The 22,732-nt window shown below is 34.8% G+C and carries 17 protein-coding genes and 1 CRISPR repeat array; of the genes, 14 read left to right on the forward strand and 3 right to left on the reverse strand.

Annotated features, from left to right (window positions below; genetic code table 11):
* The first annotated feature begins 190 nt into the window (after positions 1–190).
* From cas9 to EKM68_RS10595, 4 genes are all read left to right on the forward strand, one after another.
* Complete coding sequence (cas9, locus tag EKM68_RS10580) at positions 191–3,580, forward strand: type II CRISPR RNA-guided endonuclease Cas9 (protein ID WP_125590553.1); 3,390 nt, start codon at positions 191–193, stop codon at positions 3,578–3,580.
* A 168-nt stretch (positions 3,581–3,748) separates the two neighbouring features.
* Entirely contained in the window at positions 3,749–4,657 is a 909-nt protein-coding gene (cas1, locus tag EKM68_RS10585) for a type II CRISPR-associated endonuclease Cas1 (RefSeq protein WP_125590555.1), read from the forward strand.
* A gap of 11 nt (positions 4,658–4,668) precedes the next feature.
* The gene (gene cas2 / locus EKM68_RS10590) at positions 4,669–4,977 is read left to right on the forward strand and encodes a CRISPR-associated endonuclease Cas2 (RefSeq protein ID WP_125590557.1); all 309 of its coding nucleotides are present in this window, start codon (positions 4,669–4,671) and stop codon (positions 4,975–4,977) included.
* On the forward strand, positions 4,974–5,996 hold the full coding sequence (locus EKM68_RS10595; protein ID WP_125590559.1) for a P-loop NTPase family protein: 1,023 nt from the start codon (positions 4,974–4,976) through the stop codon (positions 5,994–5,996). The genes cas2 and EKM68_RS10595 overlap by 4 nt, the downstream gene beginning before the upstream one ends.
* Before the next feature lie 30 nt (positions 5,997–6,026).
* Positions 6,027–7,052: a CRISPR direct-repeat array (repeat unit 36 nt; unit sequence GTTTCTGTACTCTTAAAGATTTAGCAATGATAAAAC).
* A gap of 225 nt (positions 7,053–7,277) precedes the next feature.
* Here EKM68_RS10595 and EKM68_RS10600 read toward each other — a convergent pair.
* Complete coding sequence (locus EKM68_RS10600) at positions 7,278–8,135, reverse strand: DUF368 domain-containing protein (RefSeq protein WP_125590561.1); 858 nt, start codon at positions 8,133–8,135, stop codon at positions 7,278–7,280.
* Between the two features lie 70 nt (positions 8,136–8,205).
* Positions 8,206–10,122 (reverse strand): ABC-F family ATP-binding cassette domain-containing protein, encoded by a 1,917-nt coding sequence (locus EKM68_RS10605; RefSeq protein WP_125590563.1) that lies wholly within the window; start codon positions 10,120–10,122, stop codon positions 8,206–8,208.
* Positions 10,123–10,262: 140 nt separating this feature from the next.
* Between EKM68_RS10605 and EKM68_RS10610 the strand changes: the two genes are divergently transcribed.
* The 3 genes from EKM68_RS10610 (at position 10,263) to EKM68_RS10620 (ending at position 13,431) form a co-directional block, all read left to right on the forward strand.
* The gene (locus EKM68_RS10610) at positions 10,263–10,922 is read left to right on the forward strand and encodes a redox-sensing transcriptional repressor Rex (RefSeq protein WP_125590565.1); all 660 of its coding nucleotides are present in this window, start codon (positions 10,263–10,265) and stop codon (positions 10,920–10,922) included.
* 31 nt (positions 10,923–10,953) lie between these two features.
* Positions 10,954–11,922, forward strand: a complete 969-nt coding sequence (gene manA / locus EKM68_RS10615) for a mannose-6-phosphate isomerase, class I (protein WP_125590567.1) — start codon at positions 10,954–10,956, stop codon at positions 11,920–11,922.
* A gap of 228 nt (positions 11,923–12,150) precedes the next feature.
* On the forward strand, positions 12,151–13,431 hold the full coding sequence (locus EKM68_RS10620) for a cation:dicarboxylate symporter family transporter (protein ID WP_125590569.1): 1,281 nt from the start codon (positions 12,151–12,153) through the stop codon (positions 13,429–13,431).
* A gap of 259 nt (positions 13,432–13,690) precedes the next feature.
* Here the strand turns inward: EKM68_RS10620 and EKM68_RS10625 are convergent, their stop codons facing one another.
* Positions 13,691–14,317, reverse strand: coding sequence for a CPBP family intramembrane glutamic endopeptidase (locus tag EKM68_RS10625; protein ID WP_225423000.1), 627 nt, complete (start codon positions 14,315–14,317; stop codon positions 13,691–13,693).
* Positions 14,318–14,450: 133 nt separating this feature from the next.
* On the opposite strand from EKM68_RS10625, the gene groES reads away from it, so the two are divergent.
* The 7 genes from groES to mutS all read left to right on the forward strand — a co-directional run bounded on the left by groES (position 14,451) and on the right by mutS (position 22,716).
* Positions 14,451–14,738, forward strand: a complete 288-nt coding sequence (gene groES / locus EKM68_RS10630) for a co-chaperone GroES (RefSeq protein WP_125590571.1) — start codon at positions 14,451–14,453, stop codon at positions 14,736–14,738.
* A gap of 53 nt (positions 14,739–14,791) precedes the next feature.
* Positions 14,792–16,426, forward strand: coding sequence for a chaperonin GroEL (groL, locus tag EKM68_RS10635; RefSeq protein WP_125590573.1), 1,635 nt, complete (start codon positions 14,792–14,794; stop codon positions 16,424–16,426).
* Positions 16,427–16,600: 174 nt separating this feature from the next.
* Positions 16,601–17,410: a MerR family transcriptional regulator gene (locus tag EKM68_RS10640; protein WP_125590575.1), complete on the forward strand. Its 810-nt coding sequence runs from the start codon at positions 16,601–16,603 to the stop codon at positions 17,408–17,410.
* A gap of 73 nt (positions 17,411–17,483) precedes the next feature.
* Entirely contained in the window at positions 17,484–18,161 is a 678-nt protein-coding gene (locus EKM68_RS10645) for a DUF554 domain-containing protein (RefSeq protein ID WP_125590577.1), read from the forward strand.
* Positions 18,162–18,308: 147 nt separating this feature from the next.
* Positions 18,309–19,127, forward strand: a complete 819-nt coding sequence (locus EKM68_RS10650) for an SDR family NAD(P)-dependent oxidoreductase (RefSeq protein ID WP_125590579.1) — start codon at positions 18,309–18,311, stop codon at positions 19,125–19,127.
* Between the two features lie 124 nt (positions 19,128–19,251).
* The gene (locus EKM68_RS10655) at positions 19,252–20,058 is read left to right on the forward strand and encodes a TIGR00282 family metallophosphoesterase (protein WP_125590581.1); all 807 of its coding nucleotides are present in this window, start codon (positions 19,252–19,254) and stop codon (positions 20,056–20,058) included.
* A gap of 27 nt (positions 20,059–20,085) precedes the next feature.
* Positions 20,086–22,716, forward strand: a complete 2,631-nt coding sequence (gene mutS, locus EKM68_RS10660) for a DNA mismatch repair protein MutS (protein WP_125590583.1) — start codon at positions 20,086–20,088, stop codon at positions 22,714–22,716.
* Positions 22,717–22,732: the final 16 nt, after the last annotated feature.

Genomic DNA, 22,732 nt, shown 5'->3' on the forward strand with positions numbered 1-22,732 from the left:
AGTGATGTTCTTTTTGTTTTAAAAGAGTACAAAAAAACTGGTATTGATTATTCATCAATACCAGAAAGTATAGAACCGCTCTTTTTTGCTTTATTGATTTTTTATACTGACAAAATATAAGTGCTATGCTATATTGAAGTTATTAAATAACAAAATATACTAAGTAAGTTATAGGTTGGAGTTTAAGCAAATGAAAAAGAATATTAGTCTTGGATTAGATATTGGAATATCGTCAGTGGGGTTCAGTGTAGTTGACGTTGATACAGGAAAAATTGTCGAATTAGGGGCACGAATTTTTAACGGTGCTGATGCATCTAGAAATAAAGATAGACGAACTATGAGGGGCATACGAAGATTAATTCGTCGTAAACGTCAGCGCAGAATAGATACTGTAAAGCTTTTTGAAAAATATGGATTAATTGATAATAGGGGATTTTCTTATTTTGAAAAGTTCAATAATAATATTAATCCTTACGTATTGAGAGTAAAAGGCTTAACAGAAAGGCTAACTATCTTAGAGCTTTCTAAGGCATTATATCATTTGGTCAAACGACGTGGTATAAGTTATGATTTAAGTGATTATGACGAAGAGGAAAATGGATCTGATTATTCGCAAAGTTTAAAATTGAATTCCAAAGAATTGATTAACAAAACACCAGGTGAAATTCAGTTAGAAAGGCTTCGCAAATATGGAACTGTAAGGGGAAATACTGTAATTGATCCGAATGTGAATAATTCAGATATTTTACTAAATGTATTTCCAACAAAAAATTTTGTTGAAGAAGCCAAAAAAATAATTGAAAAGCAAAGAGAATTTTATCCTGAAATCTTATCTAATGATTTTGAAAATGACTACATAACAATTTTATCTAGAAAAAGAAATTATTTTGTTGGTCCTGGTAGTAAGAAATCAAGAACTAATTATGGAATTTTTAAAGAAGATGGTCGTACATTGAAGAATTTATTTGAAGAACTCATTGGTCACGACAAAATATACCCTGAAGAGCTTAGAGCATCGGCAGCATCATACACTGCTCAGAAATTTAATGTTTTAAATGATTTAAACAACCTTAGAATTCTTAATCATGAAGATCAGAAACTTACAACAAATGAAAAAAAAGAAATATTAGATGAACTATGCACGGAAACGAAAAGAATTCAGATGGTTAAATTAATTAAGAAAATCGCGAAATGTTCAGACGATGATATACAGGGATTCAGAACAGACAATAATGATAAACCGGAGATAAGTTCAATGTCAATCTACAGAAAAATACATGTAGATTATTTAAAAGATGGTGTTGATATAAGCAATTGGCCGGTCAAATTCATAGATGATTTGAGTTTTATATTAACTTTAAATACTGAAAATGGTGAAATTAGAAAGCGGATTGAGGAGGACCTTGTGCCGATATATGGTTTTCTTAATGATGATTTAATTCAATTTATCATTGATCATAAATCGAGTTTTAATATCAGCACTAATAACAAATGGCATCGTTTATCTGTAAAATCAATGAATTTATTGATTCCAGAAATGGTTGAACGTCCAGTCGAACAAATGACATTGTTTAATGAAATGGGATTGAATAGAAATAATAGTAAAAAGTTTATTAACAATAAATTTATTCCTTATAAACAAATTTCAAGTGATATTTTTAACCCAGTTGTATCTAAATCCGTTACGGAGGCCTTAAAAGTTGTTAATAAAATTATTAAGAATTATGGCTCAATTAATTATATTGTTATAGAGATGCCTCGAGATGATAATGAAAAAGATGCTAAAAAAGAAATTGAAGATTTCCAAAAAGAAAATAAGAAACAAAAGAATGCCGCGCTTACGGCAGTGGTTGAAGAGATTGGGAATAAGTCTATAGTGGATGATGCACTTAGAATGTATGGATCAAAGTTGTTCTTCAAAATAAGATTATGGTATCAACAAGATGGGATTGATTTATATAGTGGCAAAACGATATCTGTATCAGATCTATTGAGTAATCCAGATATGTTTGAAATTGATCATATTATTCCTCAGTCAGTTTCTTTAGATGATGGTATAAATAATAAAACACTTTGTTATTCTGATATGAATAAGGTAAAGGACAAGATGACACCATTAGGTTTTATGAACAAAGGTTATGGACAGGGATTTGAAGTCATGAAAGCAATGGTAATGAGTAATAATAAGTTAGCAGAAAAAAGAAAAAATTATCTATTCATGGAAGACATTAATGATATTGAAACTAGAAAAAGATTCATTGCTAGGAATTTAGTGGATACTAGATATGCTTCAAAAGTTGTTTTGAATAACTTACAAGAATTTTTTAGTGAAAAAAATATTGATACGAAAATATCAGTGATTCGTGGTAAGTTTACATCAAATATGCGAAAACATTGGCATATCTATAAAAGCCGTGAAACATATTACCATCATGCAATTGATGCATCAATAATAGCAGCAACTCCATTCTTAAAAATTTGGGAAAAAGGTGCGACAATGTTTCCAGATAAGATTGTGGGGAATTCAATTGATATTGAAACTGGAGAAATATTGGATGATAAAACTTTTGATAAAGTAACTTATGTAGAGCCATATGTGGGTTTTGTTGAAGAATTAAATAATTCTGATAAAAGGGTAAAGTTTTCACATCAAGTAGACAAAAAAATGAATCGTAAAGTAAGTGATGCGACATTATATTCTACAAGAATTGCAAAGCTGTCTAAGGATAAACAGGAATCAGAATATGTAGTTTCTAAAATTAAAAATATTTATGATGCAGGTCAATATAGCAAATTTAAGAAAATATACGATAAAGATATGAGTAAATTCTTGTTGTACAAATATGATATACGAAGTTTTAGTAAATTAGAAAATATTATGAATAATTATCCGGATCATATTGAAAAAGTGCAGGATAATGGAAGTGTTAAGTCCATAAAAATTTCACCTTTTGAGTTATACAGACGTGATCATGGAATGGTTCGTAAATATTCTAAAAAAAATAATGGTCCTGAAATTAAGCAGTTAAAATATTTGGATAAAAAAGTCGGCTCCAATATTGATATAACACCTTGTAATGCGAAAAATAAGCATGTTGTATTACAATCTTTGTCTCCATGGCGAACAGATGTATATTTCAATCGCAATACAGGGGAATATGAAATAATGGGACTTAAATATTCAGATTTAAAATTCAATAAATCGGGAATTTATGGGATAAATAAGGAAAAGTATCTTGAAATAAAGGCACGTGAAAATGTATCCAATGATTCAGAATTTGTATTTACCTTATATCGAAAAGATAGAATTAAAGTTGAAAATTTGGAGACAAAAGAAAATGTTGAAGTGCTATTTTGGTCGAGAACAATGGAGAAAAAAAAGGGCTACGCTGAACTAAAACCAATTGATAAATCAGAGAGTGTAAATACATTACCGATATACGGGAAGGGAAGTAATGGAAGGCTTATAAAGCGTTTAATTCCCAAAAAGTGTAAAATTTGGAAAGTAAATACTGATATATTAGGTAATCCATTTTACATTGAAAAAGAAGGAGAAGAACCTAAAGATATCCTTGATTAAAACACAATATATGCTATTATATGTCTGTAAGGGACGCCTTATAATGCATGCATTTTGTTTTATCATTGCTAAATCTTTAAGGATCTACAGAAATAAGGATTTATTCCGAATTTACCACCTATATTTATAGGTGGTTTTTTTTATATAAAAATTTGGAGGATAGTGCTTATGGCATGGAGAATTGTTCATGTTAAAGAAGGAGATACGCTGAGACTCCGTCTTGATAATGTGGAGATTATTAAGATGGACAACAAGCTTCATATACCACTCTCGGATATTTCAATGGTTGTACTTGAAGGAAACAGAACGACTATTACTACAAAATTATTATCTAGTTTTAGTCAGAATAATGTTGGATTAGTAATTTGTGATGACAAATATTTACCAGTCGGTATGTATCTGCCATATGGCCAGTATCATCACAATGCTAAGCGAGTTATTAATCAATCGAATTGGTCAGATGATCAGAAAGGAGATATTTGGCAAAGGGTAATCAAACAAAAAATGGATAACCAAGTTGCATTTGCTAGGTTCGCTGGAGTTGAGCAAGAGCGGCTTGAACTTATGGAAGATTTAGTTAGTAACTTGATATCTGGTGATAAGACAAATAGAGAAGGGCACGTGGCCAAAGTTTATTTTGATTCCTTATATGGCAAATCATTTACTAGGGATGAAGATTGTTTAACAAATGCAGCAATGAATTTTGGCTATGCCATAGTTAGATCGTGTATGGCTAGAATAGTAGTTGGAAGTGGTCTTGTTACAATGCTTGGAATATTTCACCGTAATGAATTCAATAGTTTTAATCTTGCTGATGACTTAATGGAGCCGTACCGTCCCTTAATGGATTACTGGATAAATAAGTATGTTCTTGGGGATGATGACTATCTTAGTTATGAATCTAGGCAGAATATCATTAGTTTTATGCATGAGAAGATAGAAATTAATGGCAAAAAAATGACCATTGATAATTCTATGCAAGAGTTTGTTGCCAGTTTTATATCGGCAATGGATAGTAATGATCCAGATGCAATTTTAAAAATTGAGCTTAAGAATTTTATAGGTGAAGAAAGTTGAAATATCAAAATATGAGATTAATATGTTTGTTTGATTTGCCAATGGATACACCGGGAGAAAAACGCCAATATAGAATTTTTAGAAAAGAATTGATTCGAAACGGATTTACAATGCTGCAATATTCTGTTTATTATCGATCGATTCAAAATAGGTCATCAGGTAAGAAATACAAGAATGCTATTAGTGAATTCTTACCTGAACATGGTGAGGTAAGATTACTTCCGGTTAGTGAAAAACAATTTAATGATATGGCGGTTCTTGTAGGCAATAGAAGTAAGCAAGAGACAATTGTTGGCAATAAGGATCTGGTGATCATATGATATTAAAAATTGAATTAGAAAACCAAAAATTCTTGGACATAGATTTTGATGATATTGTTTATTTAACCGGATGTAATCAAAAAAATCTTTGGAAAGTATTTAGAAGTTTGTACTATTACTTTAATCGGACACCAAGTCTTTCTTCGAATGTATACGGAGATAATAATATTGAAATTTCATTAGATGATAATAAGGTTTCTGTAAAAAATACTGATGTATATTTTATTCATGATCGTGAAAGTATATATAATCAAATGCAATATAAAAAAGGTACTTTATTATATGATAATTTGAATAGTTTGAGTGATGATATCGAAATTAATCATATTATTGATGAATTGAATGATGATAATTTAAAGTTGGAGATTGAAATTCAAAACTACTTGAAAAATTATTCAAATAATTTAAAAGTAAACTTTGGCGATTTGAATTATCTTGATATGTTGAAAAACTTTTTGTTATTGAATTATGAAGAGGATTCACTTACATATCCGTTAGAATTCATGGACACCGAGAGTCTGCTCGATGAGTTTCTTAACTTTTTAGAATTTAAGTTAAAAAATAATGGTAATCCGACATGGATAGTTATGTACAACATAGGTAATATTGTTTCATCTGTAGATGAAGCAGATTTTATTAATGCTTTAAAATTATTGATGGATAATTATGACTTAAAAGTAATTTTTATAGGTAATAATCTTGTAAATATTCCAATAACTGTAACAGAAATAGGAAACATAGTTGTTTCTGCTCAAGATTTTCATCAGTTATTACCTGTTGATGAATTATTTAGGTCAGTTAAAATGAGATATCCGAATGAGTTGGATATTGAAACTTTAGAATTTACGGAATGTGTAAAGAGAATTGTCTCTTTTGTGGGAAACGATGAAAAAGTGCATATTTCTGGCAAAGATTTGGTATTATTGAAGGTAGTAAATGAGATTTTAAATTATGAGACGTCATACTCTTTAGATGATCATTTGCTGACTAGTGCAGAAACCAAATTTTTGGAGAATTAGCTTATTTTAGATAAATTTTTTTAATTTGAGGTTTCTGTACTCTTAAAGATTTAGCAATGATAAAACCCAGAAATCAAGAACACAAAGAAGAAGACAGTTTCTGTACTCTTAAAGATTTAGCAATGATAAAACGACGAGGAGTTGGTGGGTTATGGATTTAAAGTTTCTGTACTCTTAAAGATTTAGCAATGATAAAACCTGGTGTGATAGTAATATCAATATCATTATGTTTCTGTACTCTTAAAGATTTAGCAATGATAAAACATTGTTTCATTGATTTTGAATAAGCCTACTGTTTCTGTACTCTTAAAGATTTAGCAATGATAAAACTGATTGAATAACCATTTCGTAATTGCCTTTGTTTCTGTACTCTTAAAGATTTAGCAATGATAAAACTTAATTGATTAAAATAAAATATCATTTAGAGTTTCTGTACTCTTAAAGATTTAGCAATGATAAAACCATATATGACACCTAACGTAATTTTTGATGGTTTCTGTACTCTTAAAGATTTAGCAATGATAAAACATCCAAAGTCTGGATTGGGCAGGATAACCAGTTTCTGTACTCTTAAAGATTTAGCAATGATAAAACAAAGAGTTACCCGATTTATTAAAAGACGCGGTTTCTGTACTCTTAAAGATTTAGCAATGATAAAACTGGCCAACTGTTATTGATGGTGTGGAAATAGTTTCTGTACTCTTAAAGATTTAGCAATGATAAAACGTTCGACCTTGTCAGTAAAGATTTGAGCGTGTTTCTGTACTCTTAAAGATTTAGCAATGATAAAACTATTTTAGTTTCTAAAATTTCACCTGGTAGGTTTCTGTACTCTTAAAGATTTAGCAATGATAAAACCATTTCTAACGGATTAATTTTGAACTCTTCGTTTCTGTACTCTTAAAGATTTAGCAATGATAAAACTTAAGGTTGTTCAAGATAATGATAAAAATTGTTTCTGTACTCTTAAAGATTTAACAATGATAAAACATAGTCAACTTTATAAACAGGCTGGCAATTGTTTCTGTACTCTTAAAGATTTAGCAATGATAAAACTACATTCGAAAAATTATATGAATATTCAATTGTAAAAAGAATAGTAAGCAAAGGGTGTATCATGTTAGAATACTAGAGTACATATCTTAAAGATTTAGCAATGATTAAATAATGAAGTTATAGTTGTTGGAGTTTGTTTCTGTACTCTTAAAGATTTAGCAATGATAAAAAGCCACTCTGATTTCCTAAAGAGGAAAATCAGGGTGGCTTTTTCTATACTTAAATCTATTTATATTTCTCTTCCAATCCACTCATCCAAAGCCCCAACAACGTACCAGCTACGAACGCAATAATGCTCAAAACAATTGTAGTGCCAGTAACTCCAGCATAGGAGATACTTTCAGAAGAGTAGGGGTTAGGAACCAATATCAATATAGTACTTGCTAATACGATTCCCAGAATAAAGTGGTAAACACGTGAATGATGATTCTCAATTAAGTATTCCATTCCTTTGGAAAACAACACCATTGAGATAATACCACCGATAGCAATAGGCAAGAAGACACCGACAATATCGAAATTCTTAAATCCTGTCAGCATTGGTGTATATAATCCTAATATCAATAACAGATTAGAAGGACTGAGTCCTGGAACTAGGACCCCCAATGCTATCAGCATCCCAGCAATGGTGAATCCAAGGAAGTTGGCGGGGATGGCACCAAATATTTTACTCATGAAGAATAAGAATAATCCACCAAAGATCAACATGAAAAAGAACCATAAAACATCAACCATATCACGACGGCTTCTTGAAGTTGATGCACGTATTAATGATGGCATGGTACCGATAATTGCTCCAGCAAAGCCCCACAAGACAATTACTTGATAGTGTTCCAATAAGAATTCTAATGGCTTAGATAATAAGCCGATCCCGACGATACCACCAATACCAACTGGTAAAAAGTACATGAAGTCAGCTTTGAAATTCTCACGAATGTGCGCCATAAAATGAAGTAGTCGTTCATAAATCCCTAAGATGGCTGCAAGAACACCACCTGAGACTCCCGGTAAAATAAAACCAAGTGCAATTATGACACCCTTAAGAAACCGGATGAAAAAATTTTCTTGTCGTTTATTCTGCATGATTTTTCTCGACTTGTTTTATTTGTAAGCTAAAGAATATCAAAATACCTTTAACTAGGCAATTAATAGCCTAGTCCATATCTTCCAATTCCATTGATAATTCGGTCCATTGATCTTCCAAATTATTTTGCTTAGTATTGTTTTCGTCAAGTTCTTTTTGGAAGTCAGCTAATTTAGTATACGAAGACAGATTCTCATCTTTAGTCATTTCAACTTGTATTTCTTTACTGAGTTTATCTAATTCAGAAATTTTACTTTCGATTTCCTCAATTTGTCGTTGTAACTTTCGTTCTTGTTTTTGTTGCTCTTTTGATTGTTGATACTGAACTTTTTTCTCACTAACATTATGAGTTTCGGTATTTTCTTCAGATGATTCTTTATCAGCATTGATTTTTTCGAGGTAATAATCATAATCACCAAGATAAATGGTGCTGCCACTTGATCCGATATCGACGATTCTGTCTGCAAGTGTATTCAATAGATAACGGTCATGGGATACGAAGAGAACTGTACCTGCGAACGAATTCAGAGCATCTTCCAGAACTTCCTTACTGTCGATATCCAAATGGTTAGTTGGTTCATCCATTACCAAAAAGTTATCGTGTTCCATTGATAATTTGGTCAAAGTAAGTCGAGCTTTTTCACCACCAGATAATCCGGCAACGGGTTTCAAAACATCATCTCCACTGAACAAGAATGATCCTAAAGTATTACGAATAATTTGTTCATCGAGCATTGGATAATGATCCCAAATTTCGTGAAGAACATCTTTGTGTGGATCAAGATTATTCAAGTTCTGATCGTAGTATCCAATTTGAACGTTAGCACCGAATTGATAAGTTCCCTTCAAAATTGGAATTTGTCCTAAAATAGTTTTGAGTAGGGTAGACTTACCAATTCCATTAGGTCCAATAATACCAACACGTTCGCCTTTTTTTACATCAAGATTGATCGGTTGAGACATAACTTGATCTGTCTCATATCCAATTGCAGCATCTTTGATCAAGAGCACATCATTGCCACTGTCTTTGTCGATCTGAAACGAGAAGTGAACTGAACCTTGATCAGAATCAGGCCGATCCATGATGTCCATTTTTTCTAGCTTTTTACGACGACTTTGTGCCATTTTGGTAGTCGAAGCACGAACAATATTTTTTTGAATGTATTCTTCAGTCTTTTTGATTTCGGCTTGTTGTTCTTCATAATGTTTCCATTCAACATCCTGATTACGCTTTTTCTCTTTCAAATAAAAAGTATAGTTTCCGGAATAATGTGATGAAGAATGATGATTGATCTCAACGATTTTTGTAACAACTTTGTCTAAGAAATACTGATCATGGGAAATAATTACGAGTGCACCACGGTAGTTTTTCAAATAACCTTCTAGCCATTCAACGGTATCAATGTCCAAATGGTTGGTAGGTTCGTCAAGAAGTAATATGTCATGGTGTTCCAGCAGCATTTTGGCCATAGCCAAACGTGATCTCTCACCACCAGACAGGGTAGAGATCTTTTCTTGCCAAACATCTTCATCGAATCCGAATCCTTTGAGGACACTTCTTATTTCAGACTGGTATCCGTAGCCGTTTTCTTGACGAAAGGTGTTTTGAAGTTGGTCATATTGTTTAAGGATTTGATCGTAGTCACTGACGGTATTGTCAGCGAGTTTTGATTCAAGTTCATGCATTTTCTTTTCTTGTTTCTTTAGATATTCGAAGACTTTTTCCATCTCGTCGAATATTTTGTTATCGCTGTTTAGTCCAGAGTCCTGAGCCAAGTAGCCGATATTTGTGTCTTTTTTGAGCGCAATGTTTCCGCTGTTGTAACTCTCTTGATCAGAAATTATCTTAAGCAGGGTAGATTTACCCACGCCATTTCGACCAACGAGTCCGATTCTACTGTTGTCTTGGACTTCAAAACTTACATTGGAAAAAAGTTTTTTGGTTCCAAAATTCTTAGTTATGCTTTGGGCTTGTAATAAAATCAAGTTAATAAACTCCTTTGTATATTCACAATTTTATCATTAATTCGAATTTTTTGCCTTTTCTAGCCGTAACCTGTTGCGTTTTCATCCGTTTTTAATTACTATAATAGTTAGTGAAAGTACGCACATAATGGTGGGATAATATGACAAAAACAACAGTACCAAACGCTACTATAAAACGTTTACCAATTTATTATAGATACTTCCAATTCTTAAAGGATGAAGGTACCAAGAAAATTTCTTCAGGTGAATTGTCTGAAGGTGTAAAAATCGATAGTGCAACTATCAGACGTGACTTTTCATATCTGGGTGCACTTGGTAAGAGAGGATACGGTTACGACGTTAATGAACTTGTAGCTTTCTTCAAAAAACTCTTGAATCAAGATAAGAGAACCAACGTTGCCTTAGTTGGCGTTGGTAATTTGGGTAATGCCTTATTAAATTATAACTTTTCTCGTACGAATAATGTGAGAATTGCCGCAGCTTTTGATATTGATGAATCAATTGTTGGAACAGTTAAGAGTGGTGTTCCCGTTTATCACGTTAATGAATTGAGGGAACAACTTACTTTGCAACAGATCGATGTCTGCATCTTGACTGTTTCATCTAATGCTGCTCAAACGACAGCGGATCTGTTAGCTGAGGCGGGAGTTAAGGGTATCCTTAACTTTACACCTGTGATCATCAACGTTCCAAGTTCGATTCGTGTGCACTACGTTGACTTAGCCAACGAATTGCAAACACTGATCTTCTTCTTGGATCGTGATAAGTCACTTGAGGAAGAAAAGAACGAAAATAAATAACTTAGCGTACAAAATACTGGAGGGTAATTGCATGAGTGAACCATTATTTTTGAAACCTGTTTTTCATAAGAAAATCTGGGGTGGACGTAGATTAGAGACAAAATTCGGCTATGATATTCCTGATGGTGATATCGGTGAATGTTGGGCTATCTCCGGCCATCCTCATGGTCATTCAGAAGTGAAGAATGGTGAATTCGCAGGACAAACTGTTGAAGACCTATGGAGTAGTCATGCAGAATTATTTGGTAATCCAAAAGGTAGAGTATTTCCTTTGTTAACTAAAATTTTGGACGCCAACGCTAGTCTATCTGTTCAAGTACATCCGGACAATGACTACGCATGGAAGCACGAACATGAACTAGGTAAGACAGAATGTTGGTATATTATTGATGCTGAACCAAATTCATATTTGGTTTATGGTCATCACGCAAAGACTAGAGAAGAATTAGATAAGATGATCGAATCAGGTGACTGGGATCACTTATTAAGAAAAGTTCCTGTTAAACCTGGTGAATTCTACTACGTACCAAGTGGTACGGTTCATGCCTTGAACAAGGGAATCATGGTTCTTGAAACACAACAAAGCTCAGATACCACATATCGTTTGTACGACTATGATCGTGTTGAAAAGAGTACGGGTAAGAAACGTGAATTACACATTAAACAATCAGAAGATACAATTACAGTACCAAATCAAGATCCAAAACTAGATATTCAAAGCAAGACTGAAGGCAAGAACAAATTTACAACCTTCGTTAAGCCACCAATATCACCATATTTCTCAGTATATCGTTGGGAAATAAAAGAACCTGTTACATTGAAACATGATATTGGCAAGTACACATTAGTATCTGTTATTAGCGGTGCTGGTAAAATCACTGTGGACAACAAAGACTATGATTTGAACAAGGGAGATCATTTGATCTTACCTGCGACAGTTGATTCATGGACAATTTCTGGTGATTTGGATATTATTGCCTCAGAATCTGGAGAAGACTAGAGATTATAGGAAATTTGCCCTTTGGCAATTTGTTTTAGAACATCAAACTAAAAGCACCTCGTTATTTACAATAGTAAGTAACGGGGCGCTTTTATTGTTTAATAATAAATTTATGAATCAAAATTATATTTTAATAAATTCACTTAAAATTATTAATTTTTTTCTAATATGATTAAATTTGTAAAAAATCTGCTATAATAAAAACCGACGTTTTAAGGGGGCATTAAATTGCAAAAGCAAAAGTTTTTTCGACTTAGTTTAGGCTGGCAAATTATTATCGGCCTAGTTCTGGGTATAATTTTAGGACAGATCTTCTATCACAATAAGGGTGCAATCACAGTTATGCAGAACATTGGTACAATGTTCATTTCATTGATTCAGATGATTGTTTTACCTATTGTTATCTCATGTTTGACAGTTGGAATCGCCAATATGGGGGATATTAGAAAACTAGGTCGTATTGGTCTGAAGACTTTGGTCTACTTTGAAGTTATGACGACCTTAGCTATTATTATTGGTATTATTGTTGCTAATGTTACACATCCAGGTTCATACATCAACATTAATGAACTGAAAGGTTCAAGTATTTCGCAATACACGGCCTCTGCTTCAGCTGCGAAGCATTCAGGTATTTGGTCAGTGCTGATGGGAATTATTCCTACGAACATTTTTGCCGCTATGGGTAAAGGAGATATGTTACCTGTTATCTTCTTCTCAGTTCTATTTGGTCTAGGAACAGCATCACTTGGTAAAGAGGGCAAAATTATTACTGATTTGCTCAATGCAGTTGCTAATGTAATGTTCAAGGTAACAAATTGGGTCATGCGTACCGCACCTATAGGCGTCTGTGCTTTGATCGGTGTTACAGTCGCTGAAATGGGATTCGATTCGTTGAAACCATTGGCATTGTTCATTGTTATCGCATACGCAACCATGGCATTCTTTGTTTTTGTCGTAATGTATTTTGTTGGGAAATTATTCCACGTTGATTTCTTTGAATTATTTAGAATTATTGAAAATGAATTTGTTTTGGCATTTACAACTGCTAGTTCAGAAGCTGCACTACCTAAGATGATGGATAAGATGCAGAAATACGGAGCAAGCAAAGGGATTGTTTCATTCGTCATTCCAACTGGATATACGTTTAACCTTGATGGTTCCGCCATTTATCAATCATTGGCTGCATTATTTTTAGCCCAGGCTTATCATATTAATTTGTCTATTGGACAACAGATCACATTGATCGTTGTTCTAATGCTAACATCAAAAGGTATGGCCGGTGTTCCAGGAGCTTCATTTGTCGTTCTGTTGGCCACTGTTTCAACTATCGGTGTTCCGATGCAAGGCTTAACATTTATCGCTGGTATCGACCGTCTAGTCGATATGGGACGTACAGCTGTTAACGTAGTCGGTAATTCACTTGCTACAATTATCATTGCTAAGAGTGAAGACGAGTTCGATGATGAGAAACGAAAGAAGTATGTCGCTAGTTATAAACGAGGGATGTAAAAAAGAATTACAACTTTTTTGAAGTTGTAATTCTTTTTTCGTCTACGGTTAAATTAGCGTGTGATTTGGTATATTACTAAAAAATATATAACTGCCATTACATTAGCTGGAGGTGGTGAAAAATTTACCAGCCGTGAAAGTGGCGTAAGCCACAGGACGAGCTTTAAGATTTGCGAAGCAAAGCTTAAAGTCGAGGTGAGAGACCGTGGCTCGAACCGGTCCAACGGCAGGTAATTTTTTACTACCGGAAGCGTAAACCCTATCGCATACTGATCATAACCACCAAAGTATTCATAACTAAATGACTGCCGGCACTAACATAAATATTCTTTGATTTGTAATAAACAAATGAGAACCATAATCCCATTGCCACATAGATCATGAATCTTGTGTCTTGATGCATAAATGCAAAGAACAATGCTGAAATTGCTGCAGCCCAGTAAATATTTGTTGGTTTGATCAAATTAGCGAAGAAGACACGTCTGAAAATTATTTCTTCCATGATTGGTGCACAGATCAAAACATAAGCAAAGTAATATGGATAAGCGTGGACTAGTGTAAGTAATTGCATGGTATTAGCCGAATCTGTACTGGTATGGAAAATTTGTTGATCAATGAATCCCAGGCCAAGTTGAATTATTAAGGCGCCAACGGTTCCGATGATAACCCACTGCAGTTTGTTGTTGAAGTCAGTCTTTTCTTCTAATTCATTTGGTGAGCTTTTTTGTGTTAAATAAATCATGATACCGGTGGCCAAAATTGCGGCCAAAGTTAAAACGATAAAATACGCTGAACCGGTTACTTTAACCATTGATAGCAGCGAACCAATGAAGAGTAGTGCCACATATGTAGCAAGAGTTAAAAATTGATTTGTTGAATATTTCATAATTTCTCCTATTTTTTCTAAAGGTAAATACTTGCATGTTCACAATAAAATGTTAATATAAAACATGTGATTAGCACAACAGAACTTGGAGTGCTAAATTAAAAATAAATATTAATCATCGGAGGCATTCAAATTGTTAAAACCACTTGGAGACAGAGCTATTGTAACAGTCGATAAAGAAGAAGAGAAGACAGTAGGTGGCATTGTTCTTGCTAACAACGCTAAAGAAAAGCCACAAACAGCCGAAGTTGTAGCTGTGGGTGAAGGCTCAATAACAGAAGATGGAAAGACATTACCAATGCACATTAAGGTTGGCGACAAGGTACTTTTTGATAAGTATGCTGGCTCAAATGTTAAGTTTGATGACACTGATTATTTAATCTTACACGAAAAAGACATCATGGCAATCGTTGAAAAATAATAATTTAAAAATGAGAAGTTAAATTACAAAAAATTTTATTGGAGTGTGAAAGCATGGCAAAAGAAATTAAGTTTTCAGAAGATGCACGTTCAAAAATGTTAGATGGTGTCAATAAGTTAGCTGACACAGTTAAAACAACTATCGGACCTAAGGGTAGAAATGTTGTTCTTGAAAAGAGTTATGGTTCACCTGAAATCACAAATGATGGTGTTACTATTGCTAAGAGTATTGAATTAGAAGATCACTTCGAGAACATGGGCGCAAAGCTTGTTTCTGAAGTTGCTTCAAAGACAAATGATATTGCCGGTGATGGTACTACTACAGCCACAGTTTTGGCTCAAGCTATCATCAAAGAAGGTATGAAGAACGTTACCGCTGGTGCTAACCCTGTTGGTATCAGAACTGGTATCGAAAAGGCTACAGAAGCTGCCGTTGATCAATTACACAAAATTTCACACAAGGTAGCTGGCAAGTCTGATATTGCTCAAGTTGCTTCAGTTTCATCAGCAAGTGAAGATACTGGTAAGTTAATTGCTGACGCCATGGAAAAAGTTGGTAACGATGGTGTTATAACAATTGAAGAATCAAAGGGTATTGATACAACATTAGACGTTGTTGAAGGTATGCAATTTGACCGTGGATATATTTCACAATACATGGTTACAGATAATGACAAGATGGAAGCCGACTTAGACAATCCATATATCTTGATCACAGACAAGAGGATCTCAAATATTCAAGATATCTTGCCATTACTACAACAAATCGTTCAACAAGGTAAGTCATTATTGATTGTTGCTGACGATATTGATGGTGAAGCATTACCAACACTTGTATTGAACAAGATTCGTGGAACATTCAATGTTGTTGCTGTTAAGGCACCTGGTTTTGGTGACCGTCGTAAGGAACAATTACAAGATATTGCCACATTAACTGGTGGTACAGTTGTTACTTCAGACCTTGGACTAGAACTAAAAGATACAACAATGGATCAATTAGGTTCAGCTGGTAAGATCACTGTAACAAAGGACAGCACAACAATCGTTGAAGGCGCTGGCCAAAAGGAAGCTATTGATGAACGTGTTGAAACAATCAAGAAACAAATCGAAGACACAACATCAGACTTCGATCGTGATAAGTTACAAGAACGTTTAGCTAAGTTATCAGGTGGTGTTGCCGTTGTTAAAGTCGGTGCAGCTACTGAAACAGAACTAAAGGAACGTAAGTACAGAATTGAAGATGCTCTTAACGCTACACGTGCTGCTGTTGAAGAAGGCTACGTAGCTGGTGGTGGTACAGCATTCTTGAACATCATCGATGCAGTTAAGGCTGTTAAAGGTGAAGGCGACGTTCAAACAGGTATCAACATCGTTGTTAGAGCTCTTGAAGAACCAGTACGTCAAATTGCAGAAAATGCTGGTCTTGAAGGTTCAGTTATCGTTGAACACATGAAGGGCCAAAAACCAGAAGTTGGTTACAATGCTGCAACTGACAAATGGGAAAACATGGTTGACGCCGGAATTATCGACCCAACTAAAGTATCACGTTCAGCATTACAAAATGCTGCTAGTGTTGCCGCATTGATCTTGACAACAGAAGCAGTTGTTGCTGACAAGCCAGAACCAAAAGATGCTCAACCTGCCGCAGGAGCTAATCCAGCAGCCGGTGGTATGGGCGGAATGATGTAAAAGAATTCCGAAACGCATTTCAGTACTAAATCTCCAAGAATCTTAAACAAACTACTATAAAAGTTACTTAGACAATAACTTAAAAACAAAACCAAAATAACCATCCCTACGCCAACGTAGAGATGGTTATTTATTTTCTATGATAAAATTAAATACAAAGTGGGGGTAATAATAATGAATCAGTTATTCACAATTGGTCAATTATCGAAATTATTCAATATCAAGATACAGACATTGCGGTATTACGATGAAATCAACCTGTTAAAACCGGCCAAAGTGGACGAAGAGACACATTACCGTTATTACTCTACAGAACAATTTGAAAGATTGGATGTTATTAAGTATTTTCGTGCATTGAATCTTCCGATTGAATCAATTAAAAATTTCTTCGATGCGAAGGATATATCGACACTAGAAAAAATTCTTCGGGAACAACAGGCAAAAGTTGAGCAACAAATTCAAACTTTGCAGTCAGTCAACAAAAGAATCAATACGAGATTGATGCAAGTAGAGAGTGCTGAAAAAACCATTCTTAATAAAGTTGAGCTTGTTAATCTTCCAAAAATACCAGTTATTTATTTGCGTCAGAACTATCAATTAAGTGAAGATGTTGAACTTCCACTAACGGCTATGAGACAACAGTATAAATTAGATAAATCAATATTTTTGGGAAAAATTGCATTATCTATGGATCGAGATAAACTTAATAATAATAATTTTAATCAATATAATGGAATACTGTTGATATTGGAGTCTGGAGACGAAGGTGAAGCCACGGCGACATTACCAGCCGGATCATATTTAAGAGTTAGATTTCATGGAACACACAGTAATGCAACAGAATCTTATCGGCAATTGATTAAGTTTTGTGAAGATCATTTACTGACGATTATTGGTGATGCGATTGAAACAGCGCTGATTGATTATGGAATAACTAATGATTACGCTAAGTATGTGACAGAAATTCGTGTTCCAGTCCGATAACTATATTGACCCTCCAGTTACTAGAGAGTTTATATTTAAACTATCGAATTTTTTATATGAGGGGAAAAATATTATGATAGGAACTATTTTTAACGTTGCAATGATTTTGATTGGTAGTATTATTGGACGTTTTTTACACAAGGGTATGAAGCCTGAATTTCAAAAGATTCTTACCCAGGGGTTAGGCTTAGCAGCAATGGTTATTGGTATCAATGCGGTCGTTCAACATATGTCTGGCAGCAAGTATCCAGTATTATTCATTGTCAGTTTGGCAGTAGGTGGATTATTTGGTCAGTGGATAGATCTTCAAAAACGTTTCGATAATCTAGTAGGTAAGTTCTCTGGTGGTGATTTAGCCGAAGGCTTAGCTACCGCCATATTGTTATACTGTATTGGTTCATTATCTATCTTGGGTCCGATTGAAGCAGCACTTAAGCATGATTATACATTTCTATTCACCAATGGAATGTTAGATGGAATTACTTCAATTGTTTTAGCATCAACGTTTGGACTAGGAATAGCATTAGCCGCAATTGCTGTTTTTGTTTGGCAGGGGAGTATTTATGCCATTGCGTTTTTCCTACAGGGTGCTATCAACACTAGTATGATCAATGAATTAACTATTGTAGGTGGTATTTTGATTTTGGCTTCTGGATTAGGACTGTTAGAAATCAAAAAAATCAGCGTTTTAAATTTATTACCATCATTATTGATTCCAATCATTGTTGTACCGCTGTTACAACTTTTTTAAGATTATAGATCCTACCGTCATTTGAAAAATAATGATGGTTTTTTTGTTTTATGGTTGATTTTTTATTTGAAGTAGTTATAATAAGCTTCGCTAGATAAGTAAGTAATTACTCACTAGATAAAATAAATTAAAAAAGAGGTTTCGATTATGCGTTTAGAAAATAAAGTTGCGATTGTTACAGGTGCTACAAGTGGTATTGGTGAAGCTATTGCACGTTGTTTTGCTACTGAAGGTGCCAAGGTATTATTGGGTGGACGTAAAGTAGAAATCGGCGAGAATATTGCCAAAGAAATCAACGACCAAGGTGGTCAAGCTAAGTTTATTCATCTAGAAGTTACAGATCAAAGTGATTGGGACGTTGCAGTTAAGGCTGCGAAAACAGAATTTGGTGGTCTAAATATCTTAGTTAACAATGCTGGTACCAATGCCGCTAATGCCTTTCCAAAAATTGATATCGACAAGTGGAACCAAATTATGTCAATCAACGTAACTGGACCTATGATGGGTATTCAAACTTGTGCACCATTGATGAAAGAAAGTGGTGGCGGTGCGTTCGTAAACATTTCATCATTAGGAGGGATGTATGGAACTCCTTCAACTGCCTATTCAACTTCTAAATGGGCAATGCGTGGACTATCTGAGAATGCTGCTTTCACATATGCTGATTGGGGAATTCGTAGTAACACGATTGAACCAGGATTCATTGAGAACACTAATATGACAAAGGCGATTCTAGCCAAAACTGGTAATAAAGGTGGACTTGGTAACATGTCACTCTTGGGCCGTGATGGTCAGCCTGCAGAGCTTGCATCAGTAGCATTGTTCTTAGCAAGTGATGACTCATCTTATGTTAAAGGATTAGATGTGCCAGTTGATGGTGGTTTATACAGTGGTGGTGTATATGGAGCTGCCAAGGGTCAAATCAAAGCTGCAATTGCTGCTAAAGCACAACAAGATAAAAAATAATAAAGCATAGTTAACACTTCTGAAAAAAATCAGAAGTGTTTTTTCGTTGTATAAGCACACTCTCTTTTTAAATTTGGTCAATATTGATACAATATCATAGGTAAAGATGGGGGAATTTTATATAATGAAAATACTTTTCGTTGGAGATGTCGTCGGTAACATCGGACTTAAGACTGTGGAGACTTATTTGCCACAGATCAAACAGAAGGTCAAACCACAATTGACGATTGTAAATGGTGAAAATGCCAATGGTGGTAAAGGAATCAAAGTTGATGACTACCAAAGAATTCAAGTTGCTGGTGCAGATGTTGTTTCTGGCGGGAATCACAGTTGGGACAAACGAGAAATATTGGATTTCATAGATGATCCTAAGAAAAATATTTTGCGTCCATATAATTTTTCAGGCGATAACGTACCTGGACGCGGAGTAATTGAAAAAAAGGTCAATCAAAAAAAAGTTTACATTATCAATATGCAGGGTACAGCCTTGATGCAACCACTAGATAATCCGTTCTTGGCATTCGACAAATTATTGCCAACGTTAGATAAGGATGCAGTTAAGTTTGTTGACTTTCATGCAGAAACAACTAGTGAAAAAATTGCGACTGCTAAATATTTGACCGGTCGTGTTGCCGCTGTTGTCGGCACGCATACTCACGTTCAAACTAACGATGCACGAGTATTCGACAAGAAGACAGCTTATTTAACCGACGTTGGTATGACCGGTTCATATGATGGTATTCTGGGTGTCAAAGATGAACCAATTATCACGAGATTCTTAACTCAACGTCCTACTAAGTTCGATGTAGATGAAGATGGTCGTATGCAAATTGGTTTCTGTGTGATTGATATTAATGACCAAACAAATTATGCACGCAGTATCAAAAATTATGTTATAAGTCCTGATAATCAAAGCTTTTTAACTTTTTAAATTAATTTCAAATGGTGGGGGAAATTCATGCCACAAAAAACTAAAGAGACACCAATGATGCAACAATATCTGGATATGAAAAAGGAAAATCCAGATGCTTTTTTGTTGTATCGTGTTGGTGACTTCTACGAAATGTTCTATGACGATGCAATCAAAGGTTCACAAATTTTGGAACTGACATTGACATCGAGAAATAAAAAAGCCGATGAGGATATTCCCATGTGTGGGGTTCCTCACCGTGCCATCCAAGGATATATCGATACCCTTGTGGATAAAGGTTACAAAGTTGCCATCTGTGATCAGTTGGAAGATCCCAAACTTGCCGAAGGAATGGTCAAGCGTGGAATTACACGAATTGTCACTCCGGGTACGATCATGGATGAATCAGCCAATACAGCAACTGAGAATAACTATATCACTGCTATCAATCATGACAAAAATCGTTTTGGCCTAGCCTATGCGGACTTATCAACTGGTGAAGTAAAAGTTACCTCAGTGGATAACTTTATGGATCTAACTAATGAATTACAGAATCTCAATACTAAGGAGACAGTTGTTGCTGAAGATTTTCCACAGAAATACCTCGATCCAATCAAAAAGATTGGAATTCTAGTTTCTACTATTGAGGGTCTTGATGAAAACTTTGCTTTTGACTACAGTCATGTGACTGAAGATTTGCAGGTCGATACTGTTAAAACACTAATTAGTTATTTAGTTGATACACAGATGCGTTCGTTGGATCACTTGAAGGTTGCCGAGACCTATAAGACGACAGCTTATTTATCAATGGACCATACTGCCCAAAGTAATTTGGAATTGTTCAAAAATCTGCGAACAAATAAAAAATCAGGGACACTTTTGTGGTTATTAGACGAAACAAAAACGGCCATGGGCGGACGTCTGTTGAAGCAGTGGTTGGCAAGACCATTGTTAAATCAAACTGAATTGAAAAAACGTCAACACATTGTGCAAGTATTCTTGGATAATTATTTTCAACGTTCTTCATTTCAAGACTATTTGACCAAAGTATATGATCTGGAACGTTTGGCGGGTCGTGTGGCATACGGAACGGTCAATGGTCGTGATTTAATTCAATTGAAGACTTCATTGGAACAAGTTCCTAAGATCAAAGAAATATTATTAGATATTGGTGATTATGATTTAGACGCCTACATTGAACAGATCGACGATGTTAGCGATGTTCGTAAATTAATCGAAGACGCTATTGTTGATGAACCACCAATTTCTACTACTGGTGGCGGGTTGATCAAGGAAGGCTATAATGAACAACTTGATAAGTACACAGATGCTTCTAAGAATGGTAAAAAATGGATCGCAGAACTTCGTGCTCAAGAGCAAGAAGTTACTGGGATCAGTAATTTGAAGATTGGCTATAACAAAGTTTTCGGATACTACATTGAAGTTACGAAGTCCAATATTGATAAGGTTCCAGAAGGTCGTTACCAACGCAAGCAAACTTTGACAAATGCTGAAAGATATATCACACCTGAATTGAAAGAAAAAGAAACCTTGATTCTTGAAGCTGAAGATAAATCCCAAGCCTTGGAACATCAATTGTTCACTGACATTCGCAGATCGGTAAAAGAACAGATCAGACGGCTTCAGGCCTTAGCTAATGTTTTGTCACAACTTGATGTGTTACAGAGTTTTGCGGTGATAAGTGAGACATATCATTATGTTGCACCTAAGTTTGTAGATGGCCATGATTTGAAGGTTGTCAACGGACGTCATCCGGTTGTGGAAAAAGTTCTCAGTAACAATAGTTATATTCCCAATAATGTAACTTTTGACAACGAAACCGATATCCTGTTAATAACTGGACCTAACATGTCTGGTAAGAGTACTTATATGCGCCAGATGGCATTGACAGTCATTATGGCTCAGATGGGATGCTTTGTTCCCGCCGAATCCGCAACCATGCCGATTTTTGATCATATTTTTACACGAATTGGCGCCGCTGATGATTTGATTTCTGGCGATAGTACTTTCATGGTTGAAATGCGTGAAGCCAATGATGCCTTGAAGAATGCAACTAAGAACAGTTTGATTATTTTTGATGAAATTGGTCGTGGTACCGCAACATATGATGGTATGGCGTTGGCACAAGCGATCATTGAATATATTGATAAGAACGTTCAAGCAATGACCATGTTCTCAACTCATTATCACGAATTAACGGAACTTGAAGGTCAATTACCAGGAGTCAAAAATGTCCATGTTGACGCATCAGAAGAGAATGGGACTTTGGTGTTTTTGCATAAGGTTTTACCAGGACCTGCGGATAAGTCATATGGTATTCATGTGGCTAAATTAGCTGGATTACCGGATGAAGTTTTGAGTCGTGCAGATACGATTTTAAGTAGCCTAGAAGATACTGCTCCTAAGGGTATTAAGGTTGAAGAGGCCAAACCAGTCGTTGAGCAAAAGGTAGAAACACAACCAGATGTGGAAACAGTTAATGAACCAGAACCGGATTCACAACTCTCACTTTTTCCAGAGCTTGATGCAAAGCCAAAAGCTAAGCTCAACAAAGGTGAAAAGAAGGTCGTTGATGAATTGCAAAATCAAGATTTGATGGGTGTCACACCAATTGATGCTATTAATTTGTTATACAAATGGCAAAAAGAACTTAAGTAAAAAAGAAGGTGGAAAA

This window comes from Companilactobacillus jidongensis (assembly GCF_003946575.1).
Lineage (GTDB): Bacteria > Bacillota > Bacilli > Lactobacillales > Lactobacillaceae > Companilactobacillus > Companilactobacillus jidongensis.